Here is a 25,107-nt window from a genome sequence, read left to right as displayed (position 1 = left end):
GCGATCAGCCTCAGGGCAGGGTGAAACCGGAGGTGTTCAGGTGCTTGAGGTCGAGCATGACCACCGTGACCCAGACCAGCAGGGCCAGGCCGGCCAGGGAGCCGATCACCAGCAGCAGGCCGGCGATCACCGACCGGGGGGTATCGCTGTCGTTGGCCACGGGCAGGGGGCGAGCTGGGGCCACTGTCCCACGGCCGGACCCGGGCCGCATCCTGCCCTCAGCCGGACGTCTCAAGCCGTCGCCTCGGCTGTTTCTTCGGCGTCGGCCAGCACCAGCCGCAGCAGCACCGGCGCCAGGAAGGTGGTACCCATCACCATCAGCAGGATCGCCGCCTCCAGCGACGGCCCCAGCACCCCGGTCTGGGTGCCCAGCCCCAGGAAGATCAGGCCCACCTCGCCGCGGGGCATCATCCCCAGTCCCACCGCCAGCCGGTTGGTGGGCCCGCTGCTGCGGTAGCTCCAGCCGGCCGCCACCTTGCTGACCACGGCGGCCGCCAGCAGGAAGCCCGCCATCACCAGACCCTCGTGGTTGGCCGCATCGAAGGGGTTGAGCACCGAGAGGTCCATGCCGCTGCCGATCAGCACGAAGAAGACGGTGGCGAACAGGGCCACCAGGGGCTTCACCGCCTCCTCGATCGCGTGCCGGTGCCGCGAGCCGCTGAGGATCAGGCCGCCGGCGAAGGCCCCCAGGGCCGCCTCCAGCCCGAAGGCCTGGGCGGCGAAGCAGGCCAGCGACATCACCAGGAAGGCCGCCACCACCACCTCGCCCGGGGCCTTGAGGCGATCGAGCAGCCCGTCGAAGGGAGGCGCGGCGGTGCGGCTGAGGAACAGGGCCACCACCACGAACACCGCGGCCGCGGCGATCAACTTCAGGATCGGGCCGAGGCTGAAGCCTTCGCCGCCGGCCAGGGCCACCACCACGGCCAGGATCACGATGCCGAGGATGTCGTCGAGCACGGCGGCGCCGATCACCGTCTGCCCTTCGCGGGTGCGCAGGAACTTCAGCTCCCCCAACACGCTGGCGGTGATGCCGATGCTGGTGGCGGTCATGGCGGCACCGGCGAAGATCGCCGGCAGCAGCGGCACGCCGAACAGGAACTGCAGGCCGAAGGTGCCCAGGGCGAAGGGCAGCACCACCCCGGTGAGGGCCACCGTGATCGCCTGGCCCCCCACGGCCATGAGCTCGTCGAGTTCGCTTTCCAGGCCGGTGAGGAACAGCAGGGCCAGCAGGCCGATCTTCGCCACCGCCTGCAGATTGCTGAAGCCGTGGTCGTAGATCTCCTGCACCTGGTCGGGGCCCACGTGGGCGAGGGCGGCGATCGTGCCCTCGGCGAGGGCGTTGAGCTGGGCCCCCAGCTCCGGCGCCAGGATCAGGTGCAGCCCCGATACGCCGACCAGCACGCCCGCCACCAGCTCGCCAAGGATGGCCGGCAGGCGGAAGCGCACCATCAGCTCCGCCAGGGCCCGGGCGGCGAAGAGGATGACGATGAAGCGGCCCACCTCGATCAGGGTCTCGGCCGCCTCGATCTGGTGGCCTCCGGTCGCGAGCAGCAGGGTGGGAGCGTCCATGGCGGACCGGCAAAGGCGATGCCGAAATCCTTTCATCCCTGCACAGGCCGCGGGCCCGGGATCAGCGGACCGGGATCGCGGGCGCCGGTGGCACCCCCCGGCAGACTGACGGACCAGCCGTCTCCGCCGCCCGCATCGATGGCCAGGTTCAGCCGCACCCCGCGACCGCCCCAGGGCGGGCCGCCGGTCCCCCTGGGGGTGGTCGTCGCCATCGGCCTGCTGCTGGCGGGACTGCCGCTGCTGCTGCTGAACCAGCAGCACTCGGGTGATCCGTTCAAGATCCGCCGCGAACTGCGCAAGTTCTGAGGCCGCCGCCCCGTGACCCTGCCCCGCCGCCGCCGCTGGTTCCTGCTCCTGCTGGGGAGCCTGCTCGCCACGATCCTGCTGGCCACCGTTGCCGCCATGGCCGGCGGGGCCCAGTCCGCCGATCCGCTGCCCTCCTGGAATCCGGGGGCGGCCCGGGACGGCATCGTCCGCTTCGTCCGCCAGACCACGGACCCCGCCAGCCCAGCCTTCGTGCCGCCCGCCGAGCGCATCGCCACCTTCGACCAGGACGGCACCCTCTGGGTGGAGCAGCCGGTCTACCCGCAGGTCCGCTTCATCCTTGAGAAGGTGCCAGGGGCGGTGACCACCCGCCAGGAACTGGAGCGGCTGGCCGCCACCGCCCTCAGCGGCATGCCCTTGGACACCTTCAAGGCCGATGTACGCCAGTGGCTGGCCACGGCCCGCCATCCCCGCTGGCAGCGCCCCTACACCGAGCTCACCTACCAGCCGATGCAGGAGCTGCTCCGCTACCTGCGCGCCCATGGCTTCAAGACCTACATCGTCACCGGCGGTGGTCAGGACTTCGTGCGCGTCTTCGCCGAGGAGGTCTATGGCATCCCGCCCGAGCAGGTGATCGGCAGCGCCGGCGCCACCCGTTACGGCTACGACGCCCAGGGCCGGCCCTTTCTGACCAAGGAGCCCCGGCTGCTGCTCAACGACAACGACGCCGGCAAGCCGGAGGGCATCCAGCTGATGATCGGCCGGCGGCCCATCGCCGCCTTCGGCAACTCCACCGGCGACCGGCAGATGCTGGAGTACACCAAGGCCGGTGATGGCGCGCGTCTGTCGATGCTGGTGCTGCACGATGACGCCCGCCGCGAGTATGCCTACGGCCCGGCCCTGGGGCTGCCGGACAGCCGGGTGGGGCCGTTCACCCAGGGGCTGTACGACGAAGCGCGCCGACAGGGCTGGATCGTGATCAGCATGAAGAACGATTGGGGGCGCCTGTTCGCCTTTGAGCCTTGAAGGCTGCCCCGCCCGCGGTGGCCGGCTTCGGCCGATAGCCTCCGGCGCCCGATGCGTTCTAGGGTCGTTGTCTCTTCATCCTTCACCATGAAAGTCCTGGCCCTCTCCCTGCTGGGCGCTTCGCTCGTCGTCGCTGTCGGCCCAGCGGCCCAGGCCCAGCAGCGCTGCACCTTCCTGCAGCCGATTGGTGGCGATGGCACCACCCCGATCGTCTCCAAGCGGGTCGGGGCCGCCAAGCTGATCGGCAAGGAGAACTGGAACACGGACTTCATCGTCAACCAGCCCTACAGCAGCTTCAAGTTCTTCTTCACGGCCAATTCCTCCGACGCCAATGCCAAATATCCGGTGAGTGGCTTTATGAAGTTCAGCGACGGCAGCAATCTGCAGGTGATCAACGAAGTCATGAACCCGCCCATGGGCACCGGACGCATGTTCGGCCCCTTCCCCGCCATTCCGGGCAAGCAGGCCAGCCAGATGAACTTCAAGGTGGGAGCCAGCAGCGATCCCGGCGCCCTGGGCTTCAGCTACCGGATCTCGGTTCAGGGCTGCCAGTAGGTCCACGCCGATGCTGCTGCCCCTGCTGCTGGCCCTCTCACCGGCACCCGGTCCGGTGATCACCAACGGCCCTGTGGTGGCCGTGCTGGAGAACCGTCGCCAGCCCAGGCCCGATGGCATGGATGAGGTCCAGCCCGTGGCCACCGTGCGGGTGGAGGGGAAGGTGGTGGGTCAGTTGATGGGGGCGCTGCGGATCGGCCCCGGCAGCATCGATTCGGTGCTGCAGGTGGTGGAGATGGATCCCTCCAATCCCTACCCGGAGGTGCTGCTTTCCTCGTTCACGGGCGGCGCCCACTGCTGCAACGACACCCGGGTGCTCACCAGCAGCCCCGACGGCCGCCGCTGGTTTGAGGTGCGCCGCGATCCGGTGAACGGTGGCCCCAACGGCGCCAGCGATCCGCTGGGCAACGGCCGCTACCTGCTGGTGGACGTGGACAACCGCTTCCTCTACCAGTTCGCCAGCTACGCCGGCAGCAGCGCCCCCAGCCAGATCTGGCAGCTGGACGGCCCCCGCTTCGTCGACATCAGCCATCGCCGCCAGATGCTGCCGCTGCATCGCCGCCGGCTGGAGGAGATGGAGGGCTGGTTCAAGCAGCCCGCCGATCAGCGCCCGGAGGCCAACGGTTTCCTGGCGGCCTGGGTGGCCACCAAGGAGCTGGTGGGGGAGTTCGACAGCGGCTGGAAACGGATGCTGGGCCTCTACGACCGGAGCTCCGACTGGGGGCTGACCTCCTGTGAGGCGGGCTACAACGCCAAGGGCGACTGCCGGCGGCCGGAGAAGCGCTATGCCAGCTATCCCGACGCGCTGAGGGCTTTCCTGGTACGCACCGGTTACCTGCCGGCGGCGCCCTGATTCAACCCAGAAAGGTCATGGTCAGGCTCACCAGGGCCAGGCCGGTGAGGCCGGTGGCGGTCAGCAGTCCGATGGATCGGTGCACGGGGATCTCCCTCATGGGCAAAATCTAGAGCAATCCTTAAGACGCGCAATCGCTCCGCCCGGGGCCGCAGCAATCCGTCATGGAGCCGGGCCTCGCGGTCGCCGTCCCGGCCCTGCCAGGCTGACCGCCCCGGCGACGCACCATGGCGCGCGGCCCCACCATCGCCCTGGCCCTGGAGGGCCAGTTGCGCCTCGATGACCAGCCCGTGCTGCACCGGGCCGTTGCGCTGGCGCGCCAGAGCGGCGGGCGCCTGCTGGTGCTGGCCTGCCGGCCGCAGGGTCAGCGGCTGCGGGGGCCCCACCAGCGGCGCCTGGAGGCCCAGGCCCTCACCTCTTTGCACGCCCGCCTGGCGGCGGCGGGGATCCCCCTGCTGGCCTTCCCGCAGCACACCACGGCGGCCGCCCTCGCCGAGCTCCGCCCCCTGGTGCAGCCCGAGGCGGTGCTGCACGCCCAGGAGAGCCGCCTGTTCAACACCTGGCCGGTGGCGGCCGAGCGCTTCCCGCGGGTGTTCAGCCAGTTCCGCCGAGCCCTGGAACGCGCTCCGGAGCCGCCCCTGCCCCCACCGGATCTCACCGGCCTGGGGGACCCCTGGGACGAGCTCCCCCGCGCCTGGCTGGAATCGCCCGCTTCCCCACCGACCTCCGCTGGCCCCGATCCCCGCAGCGCCTTCCCCTTTCCCGGTGATGAACCCACGGCCCTGGCCCGGCTGGGGCACTACCTGTTCGGCTCCAGCGGGCTGCGCGATTACAAGCTCACCCGCAACGGGCTGGTGGGGACGGAGTTCTCCGCCAAGTTCTCCCCTTTTCTGGGGGTGGGCTCACTGTCGGTGCGGCGGATCTGGCGGGAGGTGCTCCGTTACCAGGAGCTCCACGGCGCCGACGAGGGTTCCGAATGGATGCAACAGGAGTTGCTGTGGCGGGAGTTCTTCCTCTGGTCGGAGCAGCGCCACGGCGACGCCTTCCACGCCCCTGGCGGTCTCCAGAACCGTCCGCCTGCCGCGCCGGCCGGTCCGCAGGAGGCCAGGGAGCGCTTCGCCCGCTGGACCCGCGGGGACAGCGGCCATCCCCTGATCGATGCCCAGCTGCGCGAACTGCTCACCACCGGCTACCTCTCCAACCGCGGCCGCCAGTGGGTGGCCTCCCATTTCGTCAACGAGCTCCAGCTGCCCTGGACCTGGGGGGCCCGCTTCTTCGAGTGGGCCCTGATTGACGCCCACCCGGCCCTGAACACGGGCAACTGGGCCTACCTGGCCGGTGTCGGCTCCGACCCGCGCAGCTTCGGCGGCAGCCCCCGCCGCTTCGTTCTGGAACGCCAGGTGCGCCTCTACGACCCCGAGCAGACCCACCGCCGGCTCTGGGCCGCCCCGGCGCCCCTCCCCTTGTGACCCTCCCCCTGTGGCCCTGACCCTGATCCTGGGCGACCAGCTCCATCCCGACTGGACGCGACCCTCTCCCCTGCAGCTCGCCCCCGGCTCCCGGGTGCTGATGGTCGAGGACCTGGCCGTGGCCTCCACCTGGCGGTACCACCGCCTGCGGCTGCTGCACACCTTTATGGCGATGCGCAGCTTCCGCGACGCGCTGGTGAAGTGCGGAGTGGCGGTTCGCTACTGGGAGCTGCCGGAGTCGGAGGGGGTGTCCTTCTGGCAGCGACTGGGGGCTGAGCTGAACGGCGGCCGCGAGCCCCGGGGCCGCGAACTGGAGGGCCGCGAACTTCAGGTGGCCGAGGTCGCCGACCGCAGCTTCGAGGCCCGGCTGCAGCGCTTCTGCGCTGAGCAGGGCGTGCGGCTCAGCGTGCTGCCCTCGCCGGCGTTCCTGGAATCGGCGGCCGAAAGCCGGAGCTGGTTCGAGGGCCGCCGCCGCCCGTTCATGAAGACCTTCTATGAGCGCCAGCGGCGCCGTCTCGGCCTGCTGCTGGAGCCCGATGGTTCCCCCACCGGCGGCCGCTGGAGCTTCGACACCGAAAACCGCCGCAAGCTGCCCAAGGGCTATGTGGAGCCCCCCCTGCCGGCGCTGGCGGCCAGCCCCCACGAGCCGGAGGTGCGCGCCCTGATCGAGCGCCATTTCCCCAACCACCCCGGCGCGCTGGGGCCCCTGTGGATCCCCTTCGATCAGGCCGGCGCCGAGGCATGGCTGCAGCGCTTCCTGGCGGAGCGCCTCGACGGCTTCGGGCCGTTCGAGGACGCCCTCAGCCGGCACCACGCCACCCTGCACCACTCCCTGCTCTCGCCCCTGCTCAACATCGGCCTGCTCACCCCCGCGGCGGTGGTCGCGGCCACCCTGGAGCACGCGGCGGCACGGGAGGAGCGCGGCCAGCCCGTGCCGATCGCCTCGTTGGAGGGTTTCCTGCGCCAGGTGATCGGCTGGCGCGAGTTCGTGCGCGGCATCGACCGGGTGCATGGCGAGCGCCAGGCCGCCGCCAACTTCTGGAAGCACCAGCGCCGCCTCGCCCCCTGCTGGGACGACGGCAGCAGCGGCCTGCCGCCCCTGGATGCGGCGATCGAGCGGGTGAACCGCCTGGGCTACAACCACCACATCGAGCGGCTGATGGTGATCAGCAACCTGATGCTGCTTTGTGAGATCCACCCCGGCGAGGTGCACCGCTGGTTCATGGAGCGATACCTGGATTCCTATGAGTGGGTGATGGGCCCGAACGTCTACGGCATGGGCCAGATGAGCGACGGCGGCCTGTTTGCCACCAAGCCCTACATCGGAGGCTCCAACTACATCCTCAAAATGGGCGACTACAAAAAGGGCCCCTGGTGCGAGATCTGGGACGGCCTCTACTGGCGCTTCATCGACCGCCACCAGGACTTCTTCCAGGCCAATCCGCGCCTTTCGATGATGGTGCGGATGCTGGAGAAGCTGGACCCCAGGCGGCGCGAGGGCCTGGAGGCCGCCGCCGAAGGGTTCCTGGCGCGGGCCACCCGCTAAGGGGCCTTGGGAACGACGACGCGGGGCGCCAGGTTCAGGTGGCGGATGCGCTGGGCGAAGCCCCGGTCGTCGAAGGAGGCGAGCGTGTCGCAGCCACGGCAGCTGGCGTGGTGCAGGGCATCGGCGAAGTCGAGCCCGGCGCGCAGCCCGGCGACGGCCTGCTCGAGGGCCGGGCGATCTTCCGTGGTCAGGCCAGGGTGGGCCAGCAGGTGGTCGAACACCAGCAGCACCTGCTCAGCCGCGAAGCCGTAGTAGCCCCGCAGCACCCACTCCAGCTCCAGGGCCACGGTCTTGGGCAGGAACAGGGGCTGCCCCGATTCGATCAGCTGCCGTGCTGCCTGGCGCTGGCGTTCAGTGGCGGCATCGGCCCCGTCCTCGGCGACGAAGTAGCGAGCCAGCACGTTGGTGTCGAGGCCGATCACGGCGCCAGCAGGCTGGCCGGGTCGAAGTCAGCCGGCACAGGCGGACGAGCGCTCCTGAGCAGGCCGAAGCCGCTGGTCGGCAGCGGTTGCTCCGGCTTGCAGGAGCGCACTTCGATGTGATCGCCCACCAGCTGGAAGCTGACCCGACCGCCTCGGGCCAGGCCGAGCTGCTGCCGCAGGGCCTTGGGGATGGTGACCTGTCCCTTGCTGGTGATCGAGCTGGTGGCGGCGTCATCGGCTGGCATCGACACAGCCTCATGAAGCAGGGTCTTACCTGGTAAGGATACGTCGATCAGTGTGGATCGACGAGCATGGTTCCGCCCTGACCCACCCCTGTCCGTGACCGCCACTGCCGCCGACGCCGCCACCCGGCCGCCCGCCCCCGCCCTGCTGCTGGAGCGCCTGGCGGCGGTGGAGGGCATGGGGCCCGGCCGGCGGCGGCTGGTGCTGCTGCTCAGCCAGCTGGGCGACTTCGACAGCCTCGAGTACGCCCAGGCCCTGGTGCCGGTGCTGCCGCAGCTGCAGGCCGCCGGCATCGCCGTGCTGGCAATCGCCATCGGCGACGCGGCGGGCCGCGAACGCTTCTGCGCCTTCACCGGCTTCCCGAGCGAGAGGCTGCTGGTGGATGCCGAGCCGGATCTGCATCGGGACCTGGGGCTCTACGAGGGCCTGAAGCAGGCGGGCGGGCCCTGGCCGAACCTGCTGCTGATGTGCGCCGGCCTCGGCTCCCCCGGCACCCTGGCCGAGGTGCTGCGCGGCTACACCGGCGATCGCAGCGCCCCCCAGCGCATCGCCGACGACGAGACGATCCAGGCGGGCCCCTTGCCGCCGATCAAGGGGTCGTTCTTCGCACGGGCCGGCGGCCGTGGCTTCCAGCGCCCCTTCGAGCTGGCCACCGTGCGGCTGCGCAACATGGCCGAAGTGCTGGGCCACTGGCGCACCTACGTCCCCCGCGACGACTTCCTCACCCAGCGCGGCGGCACCTATCTGCTGGAGGCCGACGACACCCTGCTTTACAGCCACCGCGACCCCGGCATCCTCGGCTTCTCGGCCACCATGGCCCGGCCCCTGAGCTTCCTGGAGCCGTTTCTGGGTTGATGCCCCTGGAGGCGCCGGCGCCGCAGCGTCTCCCCGGTCGTCTGCGCCACCTGGGTCCCCTCAGTCAGCCCGATGACCTGCTGGAGCCCATGGCGCCCGATCAGCTCGCCGACTGGGAAGCAACCTCCGTGATTCCGGCGTCAGCCCTGCCGTAAGCAGCCCATCCGCCTACCTGCTCGACAGCCATGCCCTGCTCTGGTGGTGGTTCGATCCGGAGCGGCTCTCCGGTGCTGTCCAGGCGCTTCTGGTCGGCCCCACCAGCCGGATTCTGGTCAGTGCCGCATCGGTCTGGGAGCTCACCCTCAAGCACCATCAGGCCAAACTCCCCGAGCTGGAGCAGGCCATGGATGATCTCCCTGGCCTGCTCCAGGCCGATGGTTTCCAGCCCCTGCCGATCTCCCTGGCCCATGGCCTCAGGGCCGGCGGCTACAGCCAGCCCCGCCGCGACCCCTTGGACTGGATGCTGGCGGCCCAGGCCGAACTGGAGCGGCTGGTGCTGCTCACCGCTGATCCGCAGCTGTCCGCCTTCCCGTGTCCGACGTTCTGGTGAGAAGCGGGGCCGGCCAGAAGAGGCCAGCCCGCACTACGGCGTCTCCAGCAGGGGCCGTAGAGCTTCCACCGGCCCGCGCCCGGGCTCGAACAGGGGGCTATCGCCCTCGATCACCCGGCCGTCTGTCAGGACGATCCGGAAGAGGCCATCCCCCATGGAATCCACCGCGGTGAAGTGGTGAGTCCGCTCGCTGAGGATCGGTAGAAACCGGGCGAACCACTCCATGGTGGCCTTGATCCGGCGGGCAGCCCGCTCGTTGTCCTCGAAGAAGCCCCCGTAGGGCAGCCGCAAAAACAGGCTGCCCCAGGGCTCACGGCGCTGGTAGTGGAAGGCACCGCTGTGCATGCCGTGGCCCCAGAAGCCCACGCTGAACGTGCCGAGGGGAGCCTCACTCAGAAACGCGTCGACCGTGTACTGGAACTGGTCGGGCGGCTCCAGCGCCTGGGCCGTCCCGAACAGGGTCTGCCCCTGCCAGTGCAGCGGCCGATCGGGAGGCAACAGGCTCAGGGGGAAGGGGCCACCGATCCGCTCGGCGTAGTGGGTCAGAAGGCTGTCGAGCGTGGGCTCCATCGGTGGGTCTGCGGCGGGATCCATCCTCACCAGCACGGCCGGATCGAGGCCGGTTTCCCTGCGAAGGACCAGAGGCGATCGCAGGCCGTCGCCGTCACAGCACCCCCAGCCCCGCCTTCAACCCCTCGGTGACAGCCGTCAGAAAGGGCAGATCCAGCGTGTCGACCGTGTCGCTCATCCGGTGGTAGTGCGGGTTGCGCAGAAAGGAGGTGTCGGTGACCATCAACGCGTCGTAGCCCGCATCCCAGAAGGGGCTGTGGTCGCTGAGGCGCACATCGGGCAGCGAGCGGCCGGCATCGGGCACCGGCAGCACCTTGGTGACCACGTGCTTCCCCATGCGGCTGGCCAGGCCCGGCAACAGCGCGGCGGCGCCCAGATTGCCCACCACGGCGATGAAGTCGCCCCGGTCGCCGTAGATGGCCCGCATCGCCGGAACCGGATAGCTCTGGTGTTCGCAGGTGTAGGCGAGCATCTCCAGGCTCACCATCAGTTTCAGCTTCTGGCCTCTGGCCTTGAGCTCACCGGCCAGGGCCGTGCTGCCCACCATGCCCCATTCCTCCTGGTCGAAGGCCACGATCCACACCGGTCTCCGGGGCGGCTTGGTGGCCCAGTGCCGGGCCAGCTCGATCAGGGCCGCCAGGCCGGAGGCGTTGTCGTCGGCGCCGATCGAGTGCAGGGGGCCGTCGTAGTGGGCCGCCACCAGCAGGGGATCAAGCTCCGGGCGCTGGCCGGGGAGCCGCAGGATCAGGTTGGTGCCCGCATCGATGCCCTCCCGGAAGTGGTGCTCCTGCACCGGCCCCAGGGCGCCGAGCTGTTCGATCAGGTAGGCGCGTACCGCCATCAGGCCCATGGGATCCCAGCGGGCGTGGCGGGGGCGGGCCAGCTGCTGCAGATGTTCCAGCAGGGGCGCGGGGTCGGGAGCGGGGTGATCGATGGCGAGGCAGTCGATGGGGCACGAAGCTTAATCGCTTGACACCTGCACTGCAAGTGTGCATAATTAGGGGATGCTCAAGGTCTCCGCTCCCGCTGATGCGCTCTACGGCCTCGAGGACCTCCTCGTTGCTGCCGGCGACCTGCTGGGTGAGGAGATCTCGCCGCGCACCGTGCGTCTCTATGCCACCCAGGGGCTGATCGATCGCCCCGGCAAGGAGGGGCGCAGCGCGGTGTACGGCCACCGGCACCTGCTGCAACTGGTGCTGGTGCGCGCCCTGGCCCGGCGCGGCCTGAGCCTCTCCGCCATTGCTCCCTTCTGCGTTCTGGCCGACGCCGATCTGGAGCAGCAGCTGGAGCAGCTCGATGGTGAGGGGGCGGCGGCCGCCGTTCCTGCCGCCAACCAGGCCCTTCAGTACCTGCGAGATCTGCCGTCCACGGCTGACGCCACCGGTGCTGCGGCAGAGGGATCTTCATCCTTCGCACGAAAAGCTGCCTCAATGGGCTCCGTCCTTGGGATGCTCAACAAACCCCTGTCCCCCCGCTCCCGTTCCGACCGCACCCACTCCGGATCCCGCTCCAGCGACAACGGCAGCCGCTGGCTGCGTTTCACCCTCGCCCCCGGCATCGAGGTGCATGTCCGCGACTCCGTTCTGCCTCCTCCCGCCGGCCCCCGGCGCCAGCAATGGCTCCAGCACCTCCTGGACCGGCTCAACGCCCTGCTCGACGACGCCGACCGCTGAATTCTTTCCCCCGTCCCACCGCTACCTCCACCATGACCCGCCCCACCCTGCGCTTCCGGCCCCTGCGGCCGGCTGTGGCCTCCGATCGCCCGTCGATTCTGGATCTGCTGCTCACGATCACCCCACCGCCGGCGGCCGCCGATGCCACCCGCCGCGAGCGGCCGCCGCTCAACCTGGCCCTGGTGATCGACCGCTCCGGCTCGATGGGCGGCACCAAGCTCAGCTATGCCCGCAAGGCAGCCCGCTTCCTGGCTGGCGAGCTCACCGGCCGTGATCGCCTCGCCATCGTCAGCTTCAACGATGCGGTGCAGATCGTCGTGCCCTCGCGGCCCGTGGCCGATCCCCAGCCCTTCATCGCCGCGATCAACACGATCCACAGCGGCGGCTGCACGGCCCTCTTCGATGGCTGGCGGGCTGGGGCCACCCAGGTGGCCGAGCACCTCGATCCAGCCGCGATGAACCGGGTGCTGCTGCTCTCCGATGGCCAGGCCAACGAGGGTCTCACCAACCAGGACCAGATCGCCACCAAGGTGGCGGGCCTCACCCAGCGGGGCATCAGCACCAGTGCCTTCGGCCTGGGGGATGACTTCGACGAGGACCTGATGGGGGCGATGGCCGCCGCGGGCGACGGCACCCTGGCCCACATCGAAACCCCCAGCCAACTGGCCGACCTCTACGCCTCCGAGCTCCAGGGGCTGACCAGCACCTTCGGGCGGCGGGTGAGCCTCGGGGTGCGCGGCAAGCACGGCGCTGAGGTGGTGGACCTGCTCAACGACCTCACGCCCACCACCGCCGGCAACCACCAGCTGCCCAACCTGCGCGCCGGCCAGGAGCTCAACGTGGGCCTGCGGCTGGAGCTGCCCGCCTGGGTTCCGAATCAGGAGATCCTCAGCGTGCGGCTGGCCTGGGAGGCCCCCGGCAGCGGCGACCGCCAGAGCCTGATCGAGCACCTGCAGTTGCCGGTGATGGAAAGCAAGGAGATCCAGCAGCTGGAGCCCGATGACGCGGTGGCCGAACAGCTGGCGCTGCTGCGGGCCAACCGGGAACGCCGGCACGTGATCGCGGATCTGGATCGAGGGGATGTCATCAGCGCCAGCGCCAGCCTGGGCAAGCTGTTCGGCGACCTCTCGGCGATGCCTGCCACCCCGAGGCTTAGCCGGGAACTCGACCTTCTCAGCGAGAAGCTGGCTTTGCTCAAGAGCGACCCGAAGCGCAGCCGCAAGAACCTGCGCCGGGAATCGCAGCGCTCCAGCCTCAACGTGTGGGAGAGCGACGATGGGTCCAGGGATTGATCAGATCAAGGCCCAGGCCGGTGAGGTCACTCACGTTGCGGGTGGCCAGTTGGGCGCCCTGGGCCAGGGCGGTGGCGGCGATCACCTCATCGGCTCGCCATACCAGTGGGCGGCCTCCCGGTGGAAGGCCAGCACGCGATCGCCAAGCAGGGCCGTCACCAACGCCTGCCAGCTATCCAGCAGGGCCTGTTTGCGGCGACCCTCCGGCAGCCGGATGAGGCCGTGCAGGATCTCCGCTTCGTTCATCGCCGTGATGCCCACCTCCGCGGGAACGAGACCATCCGCCCAGGCCAGCACCGCCGGCTCCGGCTGGGGCCGCATCAGCTCGGCGATCACATGGGTGTCGAGAACGATCACGTTGGCTCCTCGGTGAACACGGCGGCCCCCGCCATAGAAACCCGCGCGGGCAGATCCAGTTCCACGCCACCGAGGTCGGCGAAGTGGGCGTGGATGCGACTCCCCAGACCTGGGCTGTCAGAGCCAGCGGGTTGCGGCAGCACGGCTTCGCGCAGGATCCTGCGGGCTTCCTCCTCCATCGAGTGACCGTGGCGGGCGGCCTGTAGTCGCAGCTGGGCCTTGGTGGCGTCGTCGAGGTTGCGGATCGTGAGGCTGGCCATCACGAGGTCCGCGCAGGCCATGCTGTCAGTGCTTGCAACGCTAGCTCTTGCTGTCAGGTTCGAACGTTGGGCCCTGGCGCAGCCTGATCACAGCTCGCTCAGCGCAGCAGGACCACCGCCACCAGACCCCAAACCAGGCCGAGCACATGCATGGCGAGGGGGACGGGCTCGTGTGGCGGGTAGGACGCCAGCAGGCGCGTCCGGCAGAGCTCCTGCTGGGACAGGAACAGGGCGCAGACCAGTCCCACCACGTAAACCAGCAGCACCCCGAGGTGCTCGAGGGTTTCCTCGATGGCGTCCGGCCCCGGCCCGATCAGGTGCTGGACGAGGTGGAAGATCTGGCTGGGCAGCTCGGCGCTGAGCATGAACACGAAGAACAGGGCCACCCCTTGGCGCCCCAGGCGAGCGATCCGCGCGGCAGACGGTTGCGCCATCGTTCCGGAGCAGGGGTTGTGAAGTCTGACCCTGGCATCAGGTGGAGACGGCGATCCAGATGCCGCTGAGAGCGGAAAAGGTATAAAATCAGCTCACAATGGATGTGGAGTTCGACCCGGTCAAGAGCGAGGCCAACCTGGCCAAGCACGGCATCGATTTCGTCGAAGCTCAAGCCCTCTGGAGCGATCCAGCCTTGCTTGATGTCCCTGCACGCACAACTGGCGAGCCGCGCTTCCTCGTGATTGGCAAGATCCACCGCAAGCATTGGTCGGCAGTGATCACCTACCGCGGCTCGACAATCCGCCTCATTTCCGTCCGCCGCTCCCGCCTGGAGGAGGTCCAGCTCTATGAACAGCTCTGAATTCGATCGCCGGTTCGATGCCGGTCAATCCGTGCTGGAGGCGCTCGATCTCAACGGCGCCCGTCGAGCCCCCGTGAAACAGAAGCGGGTCAACGTGGATTTCCCCCTCTGGATGGTCGAGCAACTCGACCGTGAGGCCTCACGCCTCGGCGTGACTCGCCAGTCGATCATCAAGGTCTGGCTCGCGGAGCGACTTGAGCAAGGGCGTCCTGACGCGTCGTCTCCGGCCAGCAGCGGCCACGCGTCATCGCAGGAGAGCCGCTGAATCCGCTTGCCCCCAGCACCTGCAGCCGTCAGGGCTTGGATCCCAGCAGCTCAGCCAGATAGCTGGAAAGGCGGAACCCGGCCGGATGGGCATAGACGATGTCGGCGATCTTCCAGCTGCCGGCAGGGCCGCGCACCAGCAGATAGCGCAACAGCTGCGGCGCCTCAATGGGGCGGTTGCGCAGGCCGGCCCGCACCGCCACCCGGGCCTCCAGCCCTCCGCCGGGGGCGGCTGTGCAGCCCAGCACCTTGGCACCGAAGGTCCCCACCTGGGTGCCGCTGAACAGATCGAAGTCGACAAAGCGGCCGCTGTTCGGATTGAGCGCATAGGCGCGCAGCAGCTTCTGGAACAGCCCATCGGTGAAGCGGCTTTTCTGGCTCTTGAGCTCGATCGGACCGCTCACGTCCTGCCGAGCCACCTGCCAGCGGTATAGGCCATCCAGCTGGGCCTTCACCGGAGCTGGGCAAGGGGTGAGCGCCACGGCCGCCAGCAGCGGCATCAGCTGGGGCAGGGGCATGACGGTGTGCTGGCGTTGCTGGGAATCCTGACAGCGGCGGGTGGTGATGACGGGGTATCTCACCATCCGTGGGAATAACCAGGGGTCACTGCCAGGTCAGGGCCTGCCACGGACACCGCACGTCTGTTCCAGTCGGGCCGCAGCCAGGCGGTGCGGCTGCCGAAGGCTTACCGCTTCAGCGGTAGCGAGGTGGTGGTGAAGCAGTTCCGCAATGGGGTGCTGTTGGTGCCGATCGATGACCCCTGGCAAACCCTGGAGGCCGGGTTGGCGGGCTTCGAGCCGGGCGTTGTGATCACGCGTGAGCAGCCGGAGGAGCAGATCCGGGAGGCGATCAGCCCATGATTCTGCTCGATACCAACATCTGCATGACCATCATCAACGCCAAACCAGCCGCGGTAGTGGAGCGGTTCGGTGCGCAACCGCCAGGCCCTGGAGATGTTCCTGGCCCCTCTCAAGTTTCTCCCTTTCGACGAGCGCGCTGCCTGGGCCTATGGCGAACTGCGTGCGGACCTGGAGTGCCGGCGCACTCCCATTGGCTCACTGGGCACAATGATCGCGGCCCATGCCCTGAGCCTGCAGGCCACGCTGATCACCAACAACACCCGGGAGTTTGCCCAGGTGAGCGGCCTGCAGGTGGAGAACTGGGTGCCGACGGCCTAGGTGTGCTTTCCCACCAGGTTGTTCATGCCAGCAGCTGAGCGAGCCGCGGCTGGGGGGTGAGTCCACCCAGGGCCATGGGGCACCTGCGGCCGTTATGGATCTGCAAGTAGGCCGGCAGCAGGGCTCGATCAAGGCCAGGAAGGCTTCCCGGGGAACCGCGGCCTCCATCTCATCCAAGAAGCGCTGGCTACGCGTCCTCATTTTGGCGTGAATGTGCTCGTGGTCCGAAAAGCCCAGCTGGAGGGGGACCGCCTTCCGTTCCAGCCTCAGTGTTGGATCTGGGTTGATCTTAGTACGCTTTTCAGATGTTCCCCAGGGTTCAATGCTGCTGGCTCGCTAGAAATGTATTCGGCTGTCATTCGCGCTCAATGGTTCACGCTGAACTTATGGAGCCAACGAGGGAGGCCTCTTCGATCCTCCCATCGAATCAGCTAACCATTCACTTTCAACCCATCGTCTCCCTCAAGCAAACCTCCGTGGTGGGCCTGGAGGCCCTCGCGCGCCCGGCGCTCATGGGTGTCGGACAGAAGTTCGCCAAGGCCCGCAAGGCTGGGAAGCTGCTGGAGCTGGATCGCCGCTGCCGCATCCGGGCCATGGAGGCCTACCGGGATCTCAACTTGCCCCGGTCCCTACGCCCCTTTCTGTTTCTCAACTTTGAAACGTCATTGATCGACGAGGGAGTGGAAGGCTCGGGAGCCTTGCTCGAGGCCACCGAGGCCACGGGTCTAGAACCCAGCGACATCGTGATCGAGCTCAACGAAACCAAGGTTCAGGACACGATGACCCTGAAGCGCTTCGTGGAGCGCCATCGCGAATTGGGTTTCCTGATCGCCATTGACGACTTGGGATCCGGCCACAGCAACCTGCCACGCATCGCCGAATTGCGGCCCCACATCATCAAGCTCGACCGCAGTCTCATCGCCGGCGTCGACCGCGACTTTGTCAAGCAGGAAATGATGAAGTCGCTGATCTTACTTGGAAAGACCATCGGCACTCTGGTGCTGGCAGAAGGGGTGGAAACCCAGGCAGAACTGGACACATGCGCCGCCTTTGGAGCAGAGTTCTTCCAGGGCTATCACTTGGCGCGCCCCAAGCCAGCGGCCAACCTGCACCTGGCGGCCCTGCACCCAGTGCTGATGGAAGCCGCCCGCCGGCAACGGGTCAAAGCCGTGGCCGCCATCCAGGCCCGCCAGATGGAGGGCCTCGATCTGATCAATCTGGCCCGCGCAGGGTGTGAAGGCCTACGTCACATCCCTGCCCAAATGTTCGACGGCGCCCTGGCCAACTGGGTAGGCACCAACACCATGATCGAAGCGGCCTACGTGCTCGATGGCGACGGACTGCAGATCAGCAACACGCACCTGGGCCAGGGTCTCCCCCTGTCGAGGAACCGCCTGTTCACGCCCGCCACGCGGGGCACCGACCATGCCAACAAGGAGTATTTCTTCAGCCTGATGGATACGGGTCTCCATCAGCACATCACCGACACCTACATCAGCCTGGCCACCGGCCAGCGCTGCCGCACCGTGGCCACGAGGTTGGAGCACGCCAGCGGCGCTTCCTTCGTACTCTGTATTGATCAGCGCCTCAAACCCTGATCTGATCGCCAGACAACCACCAGTCCACGGTCCTGCTGATTCAACTGTCGACTCCAGAGCGCGAGGCCGCGATCGAACGGTACCGGGCTAGCCACATAGGCGCAGCGCAGGTGATCCCGGCTTGCGCCGCAAGGGTCTTGAGCAGCACGCCCTCATCGAGATGCCGACGACTCAGGCGTTCCCGACTGATCGGCGGCAGACGGGCCAGTGGGTGGCGACTTCACACCCCATCGTCAGCTGAACAAGCTGGTGGCACTACACACCTGGGCAGAGGTCGGGCAGGGATGAATGACCAGATCGCTGCTGGGGCTGCTTGGAGAAGTGAACGCTCCAGCTCACCAGCCCGGGCTGATCACTGAGATCCTCCAGCGGCGTCGCCAGACCTTCCAGGATCGACTCACGCATCCCTGGGATCGAGCCCAGATAGAGCGCTCCTGAATCGCGTTCGAATCGGCCTCCCACCCTGCGGCATGGCTCCTGCTCGCGCCTCGGTTCTTTGGTGGAGGGGGCGTATGACGCGCTGCTGTTCTGGGAAGGATTCAGCGAACCTCCCAAGGCACCGATCCGGCGCCGGCAGACCCTGTTCTCGGTGTTGCTGCTCAAGCCGCCCTGCGGGACCCACGGCACTACGGACCCACCCAGCGGCTGGGGAGCTGGATGCGGGAGGAGGGAATCGAGGCGTTCGAGTACCTGGGCGCCCGCACCCGTGAGTCGCTGGTCCGGATGGGGGTGTTTACGCCGGCGGCACTGGTCTCCACGCCGTTTGATCCGGTGGAGATTACCGGCGAGGTTAACGTCGATCACGCGTCCTTCCTGAGCCATGACGACGGGACGGTGCATCGCTTCCCACGGGAGTTGTTCCTAGTGGAGGGGGAACTGCCGCAGGCGGCAGTCTGAGGGCAGCAAGGGTTGTCAGCAATGTTTGGGTCTGCTCAGGCTGCAGCACCGAAGCGGGGCTAGGGGCGTCATGTTTCCTGGCAGTCACCGCCCCAAGGGCATCTAGCAAGGCCTTGCCACTCCTGGCCGGGAGGCATGAATGATCTGATCCCCTTGGGTTGCGCGGGTGAACTTAAATCGATCAGTGGTGTGGCAGAACTCGACAGGAATACGCTCGATGTGGCTGTACTCAGCATGAACGATATAGCGCGACGCGCGACGCATAGCTGGTGGCGTGTCGACACGTGAATGTAGCCGCAAGCCAATGAAATAGCTCGACAACGATCAGGCTAAGCTGTTAGCCTTTGTCGCCCCCACTCGCAGTCATGCCGAAGGCCCATCCTCCAAAGGATACAATTGTTTTCATGAATACATTCTTGGCACAAGCATGTCTCTATTGAGGCGAAGAAATGTACTGAAACCTTGTGCTTTATTCAAGGATTTCGCCGCACATCAGGTTGTCTCGCTTTAAAGACTATGCATTAATAAGAAACCGGTTCAATACATCTAAGGTGGCAAAGACAACCATTGAGGCTTGCTCTTTCGATGGAATGGGAACATTCTCTTTCGAGTGAACTGCCGGAATTCTGCTCAAGTTAATGATATTGGCAACATTCTTCAGGCCTGGATCAACGTATGCGCCTTGCTCGGCCAGCTTGCGGAGAAGGGGGCCGAGCATTAAATCATTCTGAAAGGGAATAGAGTTTACGACAAAGTAGTGCTTTATCGCTATCTCAAGAATTTTCCCCGATAGCGCCATTACGGCAATAAAGCATGATGAACTCAAGCATCGTGAAAGTTCTTGGATGGATGCGATAAGATCATTCTTATAACCATAATCTGGCATGGTAGCCGCCAATTTACGTGCCATTTCTTTCAGGCTTAGCTGTTCCGCTTCAGCCTTTGGGGTATTGCTCGCCCTAAGTTTGGTAAGGCTCAAGTCGAGCGCATACTGCAGCTTGCGCAGAAGTGGCGTCACTTGAAAGGTGGAATCAGGCTTAGCTTCGCTCCATTCAGAACGTTCTTCACTTGGGTCAACTTCCTTAATCAGGCCTGCAGAAATTAGGGACGAAATCGCATCATCAAGCATCCGATTCCTGAAATCGGACGGGCTTTCGTGAATTCCTAGCTTATTCTGAATGCATTTGAATGAAATGGAGCCGGCATTGCGAATTAGGAGCAACACTTCGGCCCTATTCACGTCTTCTCTCCGAAATCTAGTTGTTTCCATCGATGGGCAATGGGTTTTTACAGTAAAGATGTTCAGCTTGTCATGAATGAGTCAAGTGCATCAATCATAACTAGGGAACTCTATCACACATCCAATGTGCTCTGGCAAGTCAATGCACTCATCGTGTAAGCCACTATCTCTCTGGCGTCAGCTCTGATGAGCTGGGGGCAAGGATGCAGAAAGTGGGTGATCTGCGCAACGGCTAGTTCCCAAGGGGGATGACCTATTCCCCTGACCACGGACAGAGGGCCTTCAGCGGGTAAATGTTCGACGCCTTCCTGCCCCAGGCCAACCCAGAATGCAAACCGGAACAGTTGGCCTGACTTCGCACACAGCTCTGATTCGGTCACTCTGGAGTGTGTTGAGTTGATCATTCGGATCCAGGCAGCCCAAGGCTGCTCTGGATCGAGATTGTGCGATAGGCCTGCTCCGGATGGGTGGGTGTCTGCGGGAATCGCCGCTCCAGCGTGCCGACCCTCACCATCGGCGTGAGATGGCGATCGGAAAGATTGCCTACTTCCATGTTTAGCTGCGCGGCCAACCATGCCGGAGTCCGCCAGGGGCCTATGCAGAGCTGCGCAATGACCTGCCGCAGGGGCTCCCTCCGGGGGCGAACGCCAAGCCCTGCGATGGCCTCCAGCAACGAAGGGTCCAGCAGCTCCCCTCGATCGGCTCCGAGCTCCCCCCGATCCGATCGGAGCTCCCCTCGATCCGGCACCTGCTCCCCCCGATCGGCGGTATCGGCAGGGCGCAGCCGTGGCGCCAGGGTGTAGTAGCTCTGAGATCCGGCAGGATGCAGTTCCAGCAGGCCCCGATCCCGCAGCCGCCGCAGAATCTGACTGGCGCCGAGGGTATCCAGCCCCATCAGGCTGCGCAGGCTGGCGTTGTCCACCTGGGTGTTGCGGTGCGCCTGGAGCAGTGCCCGGAACTCCTCGTCGCTGAGCTCCTCTCCACCGATGCGTGACACGAAGGCACGGTCGTCTTCGCTGAGGGTGGTGGTGTTGCGCAGCACCACGCTCACACTCCTGGGGGTGGGATCGATGCGAGGCGTAGGCAGGAACGCATCGGCCATTTCGGCAAACATGCGCGGGATGCCTTCCCCCTGATCCCGGGTGAGGCCAAGATCCACCAGGGTTCGCATCAGGCGGGGGTTGCGGCTGCAGTGGACGCGCCTGAGGCTGAGCAGTTCCTCGATGCTGAGCTCCGGCAGGAGGCCGCCAGGGCTGGTCACTTCCATGCGGTCGTCGAACAGCCACACTTCGATCCCGGCGCCCTGAACGCTGTAGTCGCGATGGGCGATCGCGTTGAGCAGGGCTTCTTGCCAGGAGAAGCGAGGGTATTCGCTCACTGGCCGGAAGCGGTTGCCCACCAGCCGTGAGGGTTGCCGCATCAGGCTGCCCACCACGCTGAGAGCTTCCTGCCACACCTCGGGCAGGTTGCCTTCGATGCGCGGGCGTTCCTCCACGTTGTGCTCAGCACCAAGGCGTCGTTCGGTGCCCACAACGCGAAACACCCGCACGCCGGCATTGGGATGCTCCGGGCCCTGATGGGCGAACAGCAACTCAGCCGCCTGCCTGAGCACCAGCCCACTGCCACGACGATCAGCCAGCTTCCGCTTCAGCAGATACTCCGCATCGCTGAGCGCCTCCAGACCTGCACCCTGCCGCGCTCGGGCGAGCAGTTCACGATCGAGATCCGCCAGCGCCAGGGGGGAAGGGCGGCTTTCGTAGCTCTCCACCAGGCCCTGGAACTTGAGCGCCCGGATCTGGCTTTCACTGGCCTCGATGGTCTGATCGCCGATGCGCAGCGGAAAGCCGTCGCCAGTCACCTGCACGGGGACGTCGGCGCTGGGCACGTCGAATACGACCAGTTCCTGTCCATCAACGGACACCAGAAACCCCTGGGGTTGCGGGGGCTGTAGCCGTGCCTGGGGAACCGCCAAAAGGGATTCCAGGGTCTTGGGTGGGAGCCGGTGACCCGTGATGGTGTGGTCGTCTTCGATCCCAAGGATGAGCACCCCGCCTTCGGCATTGGCGAAGCCGGCCACATAGCGAGCCACTTCATCGCGCATCGCACGTCGCTCGCGGGGTTGCTTCTCGCCCGGCGGCCCATGAAACAACGACTTGCGATCGAAGTGCTGCCCTTCGTCCTGATGGAGGAAGGGCGTTACATCGAATAGGGGCCCCAAGCCCATCAACCCACCGCCTCCAGCAGCACCTGCCCATCCTGCGCCGTTTCCCGGATCGCCCCCATTCCCTGCTCCAACGCCAACTGAGCCCGAAAGCCAGCGGGATCCAGCTCGGACGCCGCCAACAGCGCCCGCTCACTGAGCGCACCGCATTCCTGCAGGAGCTGGGCGAGCAGATCGGCAGGCGCGGGGGCGGCAGTTGGAGGGGCCTGTTCCGGGCTGGCTGCAGCCTTGCGCCGCCCGCGCCGCGAGGGCTTGCCCGCAGCGGCTTCCGCCTGCCGGGCCGCCCGGATCCGTTCCAGCAACACGCTCGCCGGTTCGTCGTTGGGATCCTGGGGCACCAGCTCACCGCGGAAGGCTTTGGCCAGGAGAGCAGGGGTGAGGCGATCGACGATCTTGCGAGCGGCGGTGAGCCTGGCTTCAAGTTGGTCGGCGAGGGTGAAGAAGGTTTCGACGCGGTCACAGATTTCGACAACCTCATCCTTCGACGGCAAGGCAATCGGAAACTGCTTTATCTTTGAAAGATTGAGATTAGGCTGATTGCCGCCTTCGGCAAGAACACGCATTTCAAGGTAATTAGCTTTCAGGGCAATCTTGATAAATGGCATTAGATATTGCTCGATCGGATCATGGATCGCTGCGCAGGCTTGATTAATGGTCGCCGCGATTCCAAGTTCACTCACCTGCCCCCGGGTCTTTCCCTCGCCATACATAGCAACAAGAAGAGTTCCCTCTGGATAAATACGCAACCGGCTTGCCGCTTGTCCTTTCTCTGTAACGAACTCACTGGACGAAGTGATCAGCTCCGCAGACGTGGCGGCACTGGTAATCCAGGGAATTCCAGTGCTGTCATAAAAGGCTGGGTTTGATCGTAGAGGGGTCGATCCTGTGCCGACGCTCGCAATTTGATCGATCGTTGTCTGTTGCCAGGCTTTTTCGCAACTCCTCTCCTCCCTCCACTCCCGCGTCAACTCCCCCGACGTCGCCGCTGCCAGCACGGCCTGGCGAAAACGCTTGAGGATCGCCGCCACGCCATCAAGCCGCTGGCAACAGGCCTCGACAGCGGCGAGGGTGGTGTCGAGCTTGGCGGCAATGCGGAGTTGTTCAGGGGTCGGGGGAACCGGGATGGCCCGTTCTTCCATCGACTTCTTGGTGACATGCAGCATCGTGGAGCCAGAACCTTGCTGCTGCTTGATGCGATTCGTGTCCCACTGGAAAAAGACTTTGAGAAAGTCACGATGAATGAGATCTTCGTCATGCTCGACTTTCCAGATATGATAATGATAGATCACTCTTTCGCCTTCCCAGACATGCGGCCCAAATGAGGCCGACCAAGCATAGAGAAGATCACCAGCTTGACAATATTTATCCTCGTCCAGCTCAAGATCAGAGTGGTACCAATGAGGATTGGTGAACAGGTTCCCCACTCTTAAGACGCGGTACTTGCCTGACTCCAAAAGCTCACTCTTGTTGTATGCTCTCCCATTCATGAGGCGGCACATTTCACCAACTTGGGCTTGAGACCACCCCGCCGGCAACTCCCGTCCCTCCATCACACCAACTCCTCCACCTCTTCCCCCAGTTCCGCCAGGATCGCCCGCAGATCCTCCAGCGCCCCCTCCAGCTCCAGCATCGCCTCCTGGGCCAGTACCGCCGGCTCCGGCAGGTCGGCGCCATCTTCGGCGGAGTCGTCCTTCAGCCAGGCCAGATCGAGGCTGTCGCCACGGGCAGCAATCTCCTCACGGCTGAAGCACTGCCAACGCCCTTCCGGCCCTGTGGCTGTTCGCGGCGCCAGCCCCAGCGGATCCGGCCCATAGGCCGCCTCGAACTCAGCGAAGTGCTCCCGGGTGAGCGGCGTGCGCTTGCCGAAGGCCGGCATGTTGGCCCGCAGGTCGTACACCCACACCTCCTTGGTGTTGCCCCGATCGCTGCTGCCGCGGCTGAAAAACAGCACGTTGGTCTTCACGCCCTGGGCGTAGAAGATGCCGGTGGGCAGGCGCAGGATCGTGTGCAGGTTGCACTTGTCCATCAGGTCTGCCCGGATCTGTTTGCCCACGTTGCCTTCGAACAGGACGTTGTCGGGCAGCACCACCGCCGCCCGGCCGCCGGGAGTCAGCGCCCGGTAGATGTGCTGCAGGAAACAGAACTGCTTGTTGCTGGTGGGGAAGGTGAAATCGGTGCGGCTCGGCAGGCCGCCGCCCTTCTTGGTGCCGAACGGAGGGTTGGTGAGGATCAGACTTGCTTTCGGCAACCCCTCGCCATCGCTGCTGAGGGTGTCGCCATAGCGGATGCCGCCCTGGCCGGGCAGCGAATCGAGCCCGTGCAGCATCAGGTTCATCAGCGCCAGCCGGTGCGTGTCCTGCACGTGCTCCATGCCGTAGAACGTGCGCTCATAGAACTGTTTCTGCTGCGCCTCATCCAGCAGGCTCGGATCCTGGTGCTCGCGGATCCAGCGCTGGGCCGCGATCAGGAAGCCGCCGGTGCCCGCCGCCGGATCCTGGATCACATCCCCCAGCCGCGGCTGCATCACCGCCACCATCGCATCGATCAGCGGGCGGGGCGTGAAGTATTGGCCCGCGCCTGATTTCTTCTCCTCGGCGTTCTTCTGCAGCAGCCCCTCATACAGATCGCCCAGCCCCTCCTGACGGGCGCTGTACCAATCCAGCTTGTCGATCTCCGCCACCAGCTTGTTGAGCGTGACCGGCTTGCGGATGAACGAGCTGGCATTGGCGAAGATCTCCTGCACCAGCACCGAGCTGCCGCTCTCACTGCTGCCCAGCTCCAGCAGCAGCAGCTTGTAGTGCTCCAGCTGCTTGAGGCCCTTCAGCTTCTCCAGCTCGTCCCAACGCCATTCCTCGGGGATTCCCTTCTCCCGGCCCGTCTCCTTGGCCATCTTCAGGAACAACAGATAGGTGAGTTCACTCACGTATTGGTGGTACGTCACCCCGTCGTCCTTCAGCACATTGCAGAGGTTCCAGAGCTTGGCAACGATGTCGTGGGTGGTGGTTCCTGCCATCACCAGGCCTCCAGGGTGAGCCCGCCCACGTTGGCGAAGGCCCGATCGGCCGTCACCAGGGCGCAGCCTTCGCTCAGGGCATGGCTGGCGATGAGCAGATCCATGGCCGCCAGAGGCTTCCCGTTGCGTTCGAGATCGGCCCGCAGCCGGCCAAACACCGTGGCGCAGGCTTCCGACCAGGGCAGGATCTCCAGGGTCTTGATGGTGTTCTCCGCCAGCGCCTGCAACCGCGACGTTGGCGGCAGCTTCTCCAGCCCGTAGCGGATCTCCGCCACCACGATCGCCGACAGGCAACAGCGTTGCTCACGCACCCAGGCATCCAGGCGGGGTGAGAGTCCCTTCAGAAAGGCGCTCACGGCGTTGGTGTCGAGCATCAGCCTCCCCTTTGCCGCTGCC

32 protein-coding genes are annotated in these 25,107 nt (G+C 66.1%); 16 read left to right on the top strand and 16 right to left on the bottom strand.

The window, feature by feature from the left end; translation table 11 throughout:
* Nucleotides 1-10: 10 nt before the first annotated feature.
* Nucleotides 11-160: a hypothetical protein gene (locus tag KBZ08_RS08640; RefSeq protein ID WP_201295923.1), complete on the bottom strand. Its 150-nt coding sequence runs from the start codon at nt 158-160 to the stop codon at nt 11-13.
* Between the two features lie 71 nt (nt 161-231).
* Nucleotides 232-1,569 (bottom strand): cation:proton antiporter, encoded by a 1,338-nt coding sequence (locus KBZ08_RS08635; RefSeq protein ID WP_254972431.1) that lies wholly within the window; start codon nt 1,567-1,569, stop codon nt 232-234.
* A gap of 138 nt (nt 1,570-1,707) precedes the next feature.
* On the opposite strand from KBZ08_RS08635, the gene KBZ08_RS08630 reads away from it, so the two are divergent.
* From KBZ08_RS08630 to KBZ08_RS08605, 6 genes are all read left to right on the top strand, one after another.
* Nucleotides 1,708-1,875 (top strand): hypothetical protein, encoded by a 168-nt coding sequence (locus tag KBZ08_RS08630; RefSeq protein WP_181280149.1) that lies wholly within the window; start codon nt 1,708-1,710, stop codon nt 1,873-1,875.
* Nucleotides 1,876-1,887: 12 nt separating this feature from the next.
* The gene (locus KBZ08_RS08625; protein ID WP_254972430.1) at nt 1,888-2,859 is read left to right on the top strand and encodes an HAD family phosphatase; all 972 of its coding nucleotides are present in this window, start codon (nt 1,888-1,890) and stop codon (nt 2,857-2,859) included.
* Nucleotides 2,860-2,946: 87 nt separating this feature from the next.
* Nucleotides 2,947-3,414, top strand: coding sequence for a hypothetical protein (locus tag KBZ08_RS08620; RefSeq protein ID WP_254972429.1), 468 nt, complete (start codon nt 2,947-2,949; stop codon nt 3,412-3,414).
* A gap of 10 nt (nt 3,415-3,424) precedes the next feature.
* Nucleotides 3,425-4,267, top strand: a complete 843-nt coding sequence (locus tag KBZ08_RS08615; protein WP_254972428.1) for a hypothetical protein — start codon at nt 3,425-3,427, stop codon at nt 4,265-4,267.
* Between the two features lie 227 nt (nt 4,268-4,494).
* Complete coding sequence (locus KBZ08_RS16320; RefSeq protein ID WP_261359254.1) at nt 4,495-5,736, top strand: FAD-binding domain-containing protein; 1,242 nt, start codon at nt 4,495-4,497, stop codon at nt 5,734-5,736.
* 10 nt (nt 5,737-5,746) lie between these two features.
* The gene (locus KBZ08_RS08605; protein ID WP_254972427.1) at nt 5,747-7,282 is read left to right on the top strand and encodes a cryptochrome/photolyase family protein; all 1,536 of its coding nucleotides are present in this window, start codon (nt 5,747-5,749) and stop codon (nt 7,280-7,282) included.
* Here the strand turns inward: KBZ08_RS08605 and KBZ08_RS08600 are convergent.
* Both KBZ08_RS08600 and KBZ08_RS08595 read right to left on the bottom strand, forming a co-directional pair.
* Complete coding sequence (locus tag KBZ08_RS08600) at nt 7,279-7,704, bottom strand: type II toxin-antitoxin system VapC family toxin (RefSeq protein WP_254972426.1); 426 nt, start codon at nt 7,702-7,704, stop codon at nt 7,279-7,281. The genes KBZ08_RS08605 and KBZ08_RS08600 overlap by 4 nt on opposite strands.
* Entirely contained in the window at nt 7,701-7,949 is a 249-nt protein-coding gene (locus KBZ08_RS08595; protein ID WP_254972425.1) for an AbrB/MazE/SpoVT family DNA-binding domain-containing protein, read from the bottom strand. Before KBZ08_RS08595 ends, KBZ08_RS08600 begins: the two co-directional genes overlap by 4 nt.
* Before the next feature lie 175 nt (nt 7,950-8,124).
* Between KBZ08_RS08595 and KBZ08_RS08590 the strand changes: the two genes are divergently transcribed.
* Both KBZ08_RS08590 and KBZ08_RS08585 read left to right on the top strand, forming a co-directional pair.
* On the top strand, nt 8,125-8,802 hold the full coding sequence (locus KBZ08_RS08590; protein WP_254972744.1) for a peroxiredoxin-like family protein: 678 nt from the start codon (nt 8,125-8,127) through the stop codon (nt 8,800-8,802).
* Between the two features lie 112 nt (nt 8,803-8,914).
* A complete protein-coding gene (locus KBZ08_RS08585; protein WP_315861252.1) occupies nt 8,915-9,352 on the top strand; it encodes a type II toxin-antitoxin system VapC family toxin in 438 nt (145 codons plus the stop codon).
* 33 nt (nt 9,353-9,385) lie between these two features.
* Here the strand turns inward: KBZ08_RS08585 and KBZ08_RS08580 are convergent, their stop codons facing one another.
* Both KBZ08_RS08580 and KBZ08_RS08575 read right to left on the bottom strand, forming a co-directional pair.
* Complete coding sequence (locus tag KBZ08_RS08580; protein WP_254972424.1) at nt 9,386-9,922, bottom strand: hypothetical protein; 537 nt, start codon at nt 9,920-9,922, stop codon at nt 9,386-9,388.
* A gap of 94 nt (nt 9,923-10,016) precedes the next feature.
* A complete protein-coding gene (locus tag KBZ08_RS08575; RefSeq protein WP_254972423.1) occupies nt 10,017-10,763 on the bottom strand; it encodes a M20/M25/M40 family metallo-hydrolase in 747 nt (248 codons plus the stop codon).
* Between the two features lie 163 nt (nt 10,764-10,926).
* Between KBZ08_RS08575 and KBZ08_RS08570 the strand changes: the two genes are divergently transcribed.
* Both KBZ08_RS08570 and KBZ08_RS08565 read left to right on the top strand, forming a co-directional pair.
* Nucleotides 10,927-11,595 (top strand): MerR family transcriptional regulator, encoded by a 669-nt coding sequence (locus KBZ08_RS08570; protein WP_254972422.1) that lies wholly within the window; start codon nt 10,927-10,929, stop codon nt 11,593-11,595.
* Between the two features lie 32 nt (nt 11,596-11,627).
* A complete protein-coding gene (locus KBZ08_RS08565; RefSeq protein ID WP_254972421.1) occupies nt 11,628-12,887 on the top strand; it encodes a VWA domain-containing protein in 1,260 nt (419 codons plus the stop codon).
* 81 nt (nt 12,888-12,968) lie between these two features.
* Here KBZ08_RS08565 and KBZ08_RS08560 read toward each other — a convergent pair whose 3' ends face one another.
* The 3 genes from KBZ08_RS08560 to KBZ08_RS08550 all read right to left on the bottom strand — a co-directional run bounded on the left by KBZ08_RS08560 (nt 12,969) and on the right by KBZ08_RS08550 (nt 13,938).
* Nucleotides 12,969-13,244 carry a PIN domain-containing protein gene (locus tag KBZ08_RS08560; RefSeq protein WP_254972420.1) on the bottom strand — a complete coding sequence of 92 codons (276 nt, stop codon included), beginning with the start codon at nt 13,242-13,244 and terminating at the stop codon, nt 12,969-12,971.
* A complete protein-coding gene (locus KBZ08_RS08555; RefSeq protein WP_254972419.1) occupies nt 13,241-13,525 on the bottom strand; it encodes a FitA-like ribbon-helix-helix domain-containing protein in 285 nt (94 codons plus the stop codon). The genes KBZ08_RS08560 and KBZ08_RS08555 overlap by 4 nt, the downstream gene beginning before the upstream one ends.
* Before the next feature lie 77 nt (nt 13,526-13,602).
* The gene (locus KBZ08_RS08550) at nt 13,603-13,938 is read right to left on the bottom strand and encodes a hypothetical protein (RefSeq protein ID WP_254972418.1); all 336 of its coding nucleotides are present in this window, start codon (nt 13,936-13,938) and stop codon (nt 13,603-13,605) included.
* A 98-nt stretch (nt 13,939-14,036) separates the two neighbouring features.
* Here KBZ08_RS08550 and KBZ08_RS08545 point away from each other — a divergent pair, with 98 nt between their 5' ends.
* Both KBZ08_RS08545 and brnA read left to right on the top strand, forming a co-directional pair.
* Complete coding sequence (locus KBZ08_RS08545; RefSeq protein ID WP_254972417.1) at nt 14,037-14,300, top strand: BrnT family toxin; 264 nt, start codon at nt 14,037-14,039, stop codon at nt 14,298-14,300.
* The gene (brnA, locus tag KBZ08_RS08540) at nt 14,287-14,565 is read left to right on the top strand and encodes a type II toxin-antitoxin system BrnA family antitoxin (protein WP_219904301.1); all 279 of its coding nucleotides are present in this window, start codon (nt 14,287-14,289) and stop codon (nt 14,563-14,565) included. The genes KBZ08_RS08545 and brnA overlap by 14 nt, the downstream gene beginning before the upstream one ends.
* Nucleotides 14,566-14,593: 28 nt before the next feature.
* Here brnA and KBZ08_RS08535 read toward each other — a convergent pair whose 3' ends face one another.
* Complete coding sequence (locus KBZ08_RS08535) at nt 14,594-15,148, bottom strand: ABC transporter substrate-binding protein (protein ID WP_254972416.1); 555 nt, start codon at nt 15,146-15,148, stop codon at nt 14,594-14,596.
* 57 nt (nt 15,149-15,205) lie between these two features.
* On the opposite strand from KBZ08_RS08535, the gene KBZ08_RS08530 reads away from it, so the two are divergent.
* The 3 genes from KBZ08_RS08530 to KBZ08_RS08520 all read left to right on the top strand — a co-directional run bounded on the left by KBZ08_RS08530 (nt 15,206) and on the right by KBZ08_RS08520 (nt 17,340).
* Nucleotides 15,206-15,424 (top strand): antitoxin, encoded by a 219-nt coding sequence (locus KBZ08_RS08530; protein ID WP_254972740.1) that lies wholly within the window; start codon nt 15,206-15,208, stop codon nt 15,422-15,424.
* A gap of 69 nt (nt 15,425-15,493) precedes the next feature.
* Nucleotides 15,494-15,742: a PIN domain-containing protein gene (locus KBZ08_RS08525; protein ID WP_254972414.1), complete on the top strand. Its 249-nt coding sequence runs from the start codon at nt 15,494-15,496 to the stop codon at nt 15,740-15,742.
* A 305-nt stretch (nt 15,743-16,047) separates the two neighbouring features.
* On the top strand, nt 16,048-17,340 hold the full coding sequence (locus tag KBZ08_RS08520) for an EAL domain-containing protein (protein ID WP_315861248.1): 1,293 nt from the start codon (nt 16,048-16,050) through the stop codon (nt 17,338-17,340).
* A gap of 255 nt (nt 17,341-17,595) precedes the next feature.
* Here the strand turns inward: KBZ08_RS08520 and KBZ08_RS08515 are convergent, their stop codons facing one another.
* Nucleotides 17,596-17,745, bottom strand: coding sequence for a hypothetical protein (locus KBZ08_RS08515; RefSeq protein ID WP_254972412.1), 150 nt, complete (start codon nt 17,743-17,745; stop codon nt 17,596-17,598).
* Between the two features lie 252 nt (nt 17,746-17,997).
* Here KBZ08_RS08515 and KBZ08_RS08510 point away from each other — a divergent pair, with 252 nt between their 5' ends.
* Complete coding sequence (locus KBZ08_RS08510; protein ID WP_254972411.1) at nt 17,998-18,237, top strand: hypothetical protein; 240 nt, start codon at nt 17,998-18,000, stop codon at nt 18,235-18,237.
* A 514-nt stretch (nt 18,238-18,751) separates the two neighbouring features.
* On the opposite strand, the gene KBZ08_RS08505 is transcribed toward KBZ08_RS08510, so the two are convergent.
* The 5 genes from KBZ08_RS08505 to KBZ08_RS08480 all read right to left on the bottom strand — a co-directional run bounded on the left by KBZ08_RS08505 (nt 18,752) and on the right by KBZ08_RS08480 (nt 25,085).
* Complete coding sequence (locus KBZ08_RS08505; RefSeq protein ID WP_254972410.1) at nt 18,752-19,366, bottom strand: hypothetical protein; 615 nt, start codon at nt 19,364-19,366, stop codon at nt 18,752-18,754.
* A 511-nt stretch (nt 19,367-19,877) separates the two neighbouring features.
* Nucleotides 19,878-21,701, bottom strand: a complete 1,824-nt coding sequence (locus KBZ08_RS08500; RefSeq protein ID WP_396122393.1) for an ATP-binding protein — start codon at nt 21,699-21,701, stop codon at nt 19,878-19,880.
* Nucleotides 21,701-23,248 carry a restriction endonuclease subunit S gene (locus KBZ08_RS08490; RefSeq protein WP_254972408.1) on the bottom strand — a complete coding sequence of 516 codons (1,548 nt, stop codon included), beginning with the start codon at nt 23,246-23,248 and terminating at the stop codon, nt 21,701-21,703. The genes KBZ08_RS08500 and KBZ08_RS08490 overlap by 1 nt, the downstream gene beginning before the upstream one ends.
* Nucleotides 23,248-24,711, bottom strand: a complete 1,464-nt coding sequence (locus tag KBZ08_RS08485) for an N-6 DNA methylase (RefSeq protein WP_254972407.1) — start codon at nt 24,709-24,711, stop codon at nt 23,248-23,250. Before KBZ08_RS08485 ends, KBZ08_RS08490 begins: the two co-directional genes overlap by 1 nt.
* Nucleotides 24,711-25,085 carry a type II toxin-antitoxin system VapC family toxin gene (locus tag KBZ08_RS08480; protein WP_254972406.1) on the bottom strand — a complete coding sequence of 125 codons (375 nt, stop codon included), beginning with the start codon at nt 25,083-25,085 and terminating at the stop codon, nt 24,711-24,713. Before KBZ08_RS08480 ends, KBZ08_RS08485 begins: the two co-directional genes overlap by 1 nt.
* Between the last annotated feature and the right edge of the window lie 22 nt (nt 25,086-25,107).

Origin of the sequence: Cyanobium sp. Candia 9D4 (assembly GCF_024346155.1) — a bacterium.
GTDB lineage: Bacteria > Cyanobacteriota > Cyanobacteriia > PCC-6307 > Cyanobiaceae > Cyanobium > Cyanobium minutissimum.
Note: the sequence above shows the minus strand (reverse complement) of the source record. Positions and strands in the feature narration are given on the sequence as shown.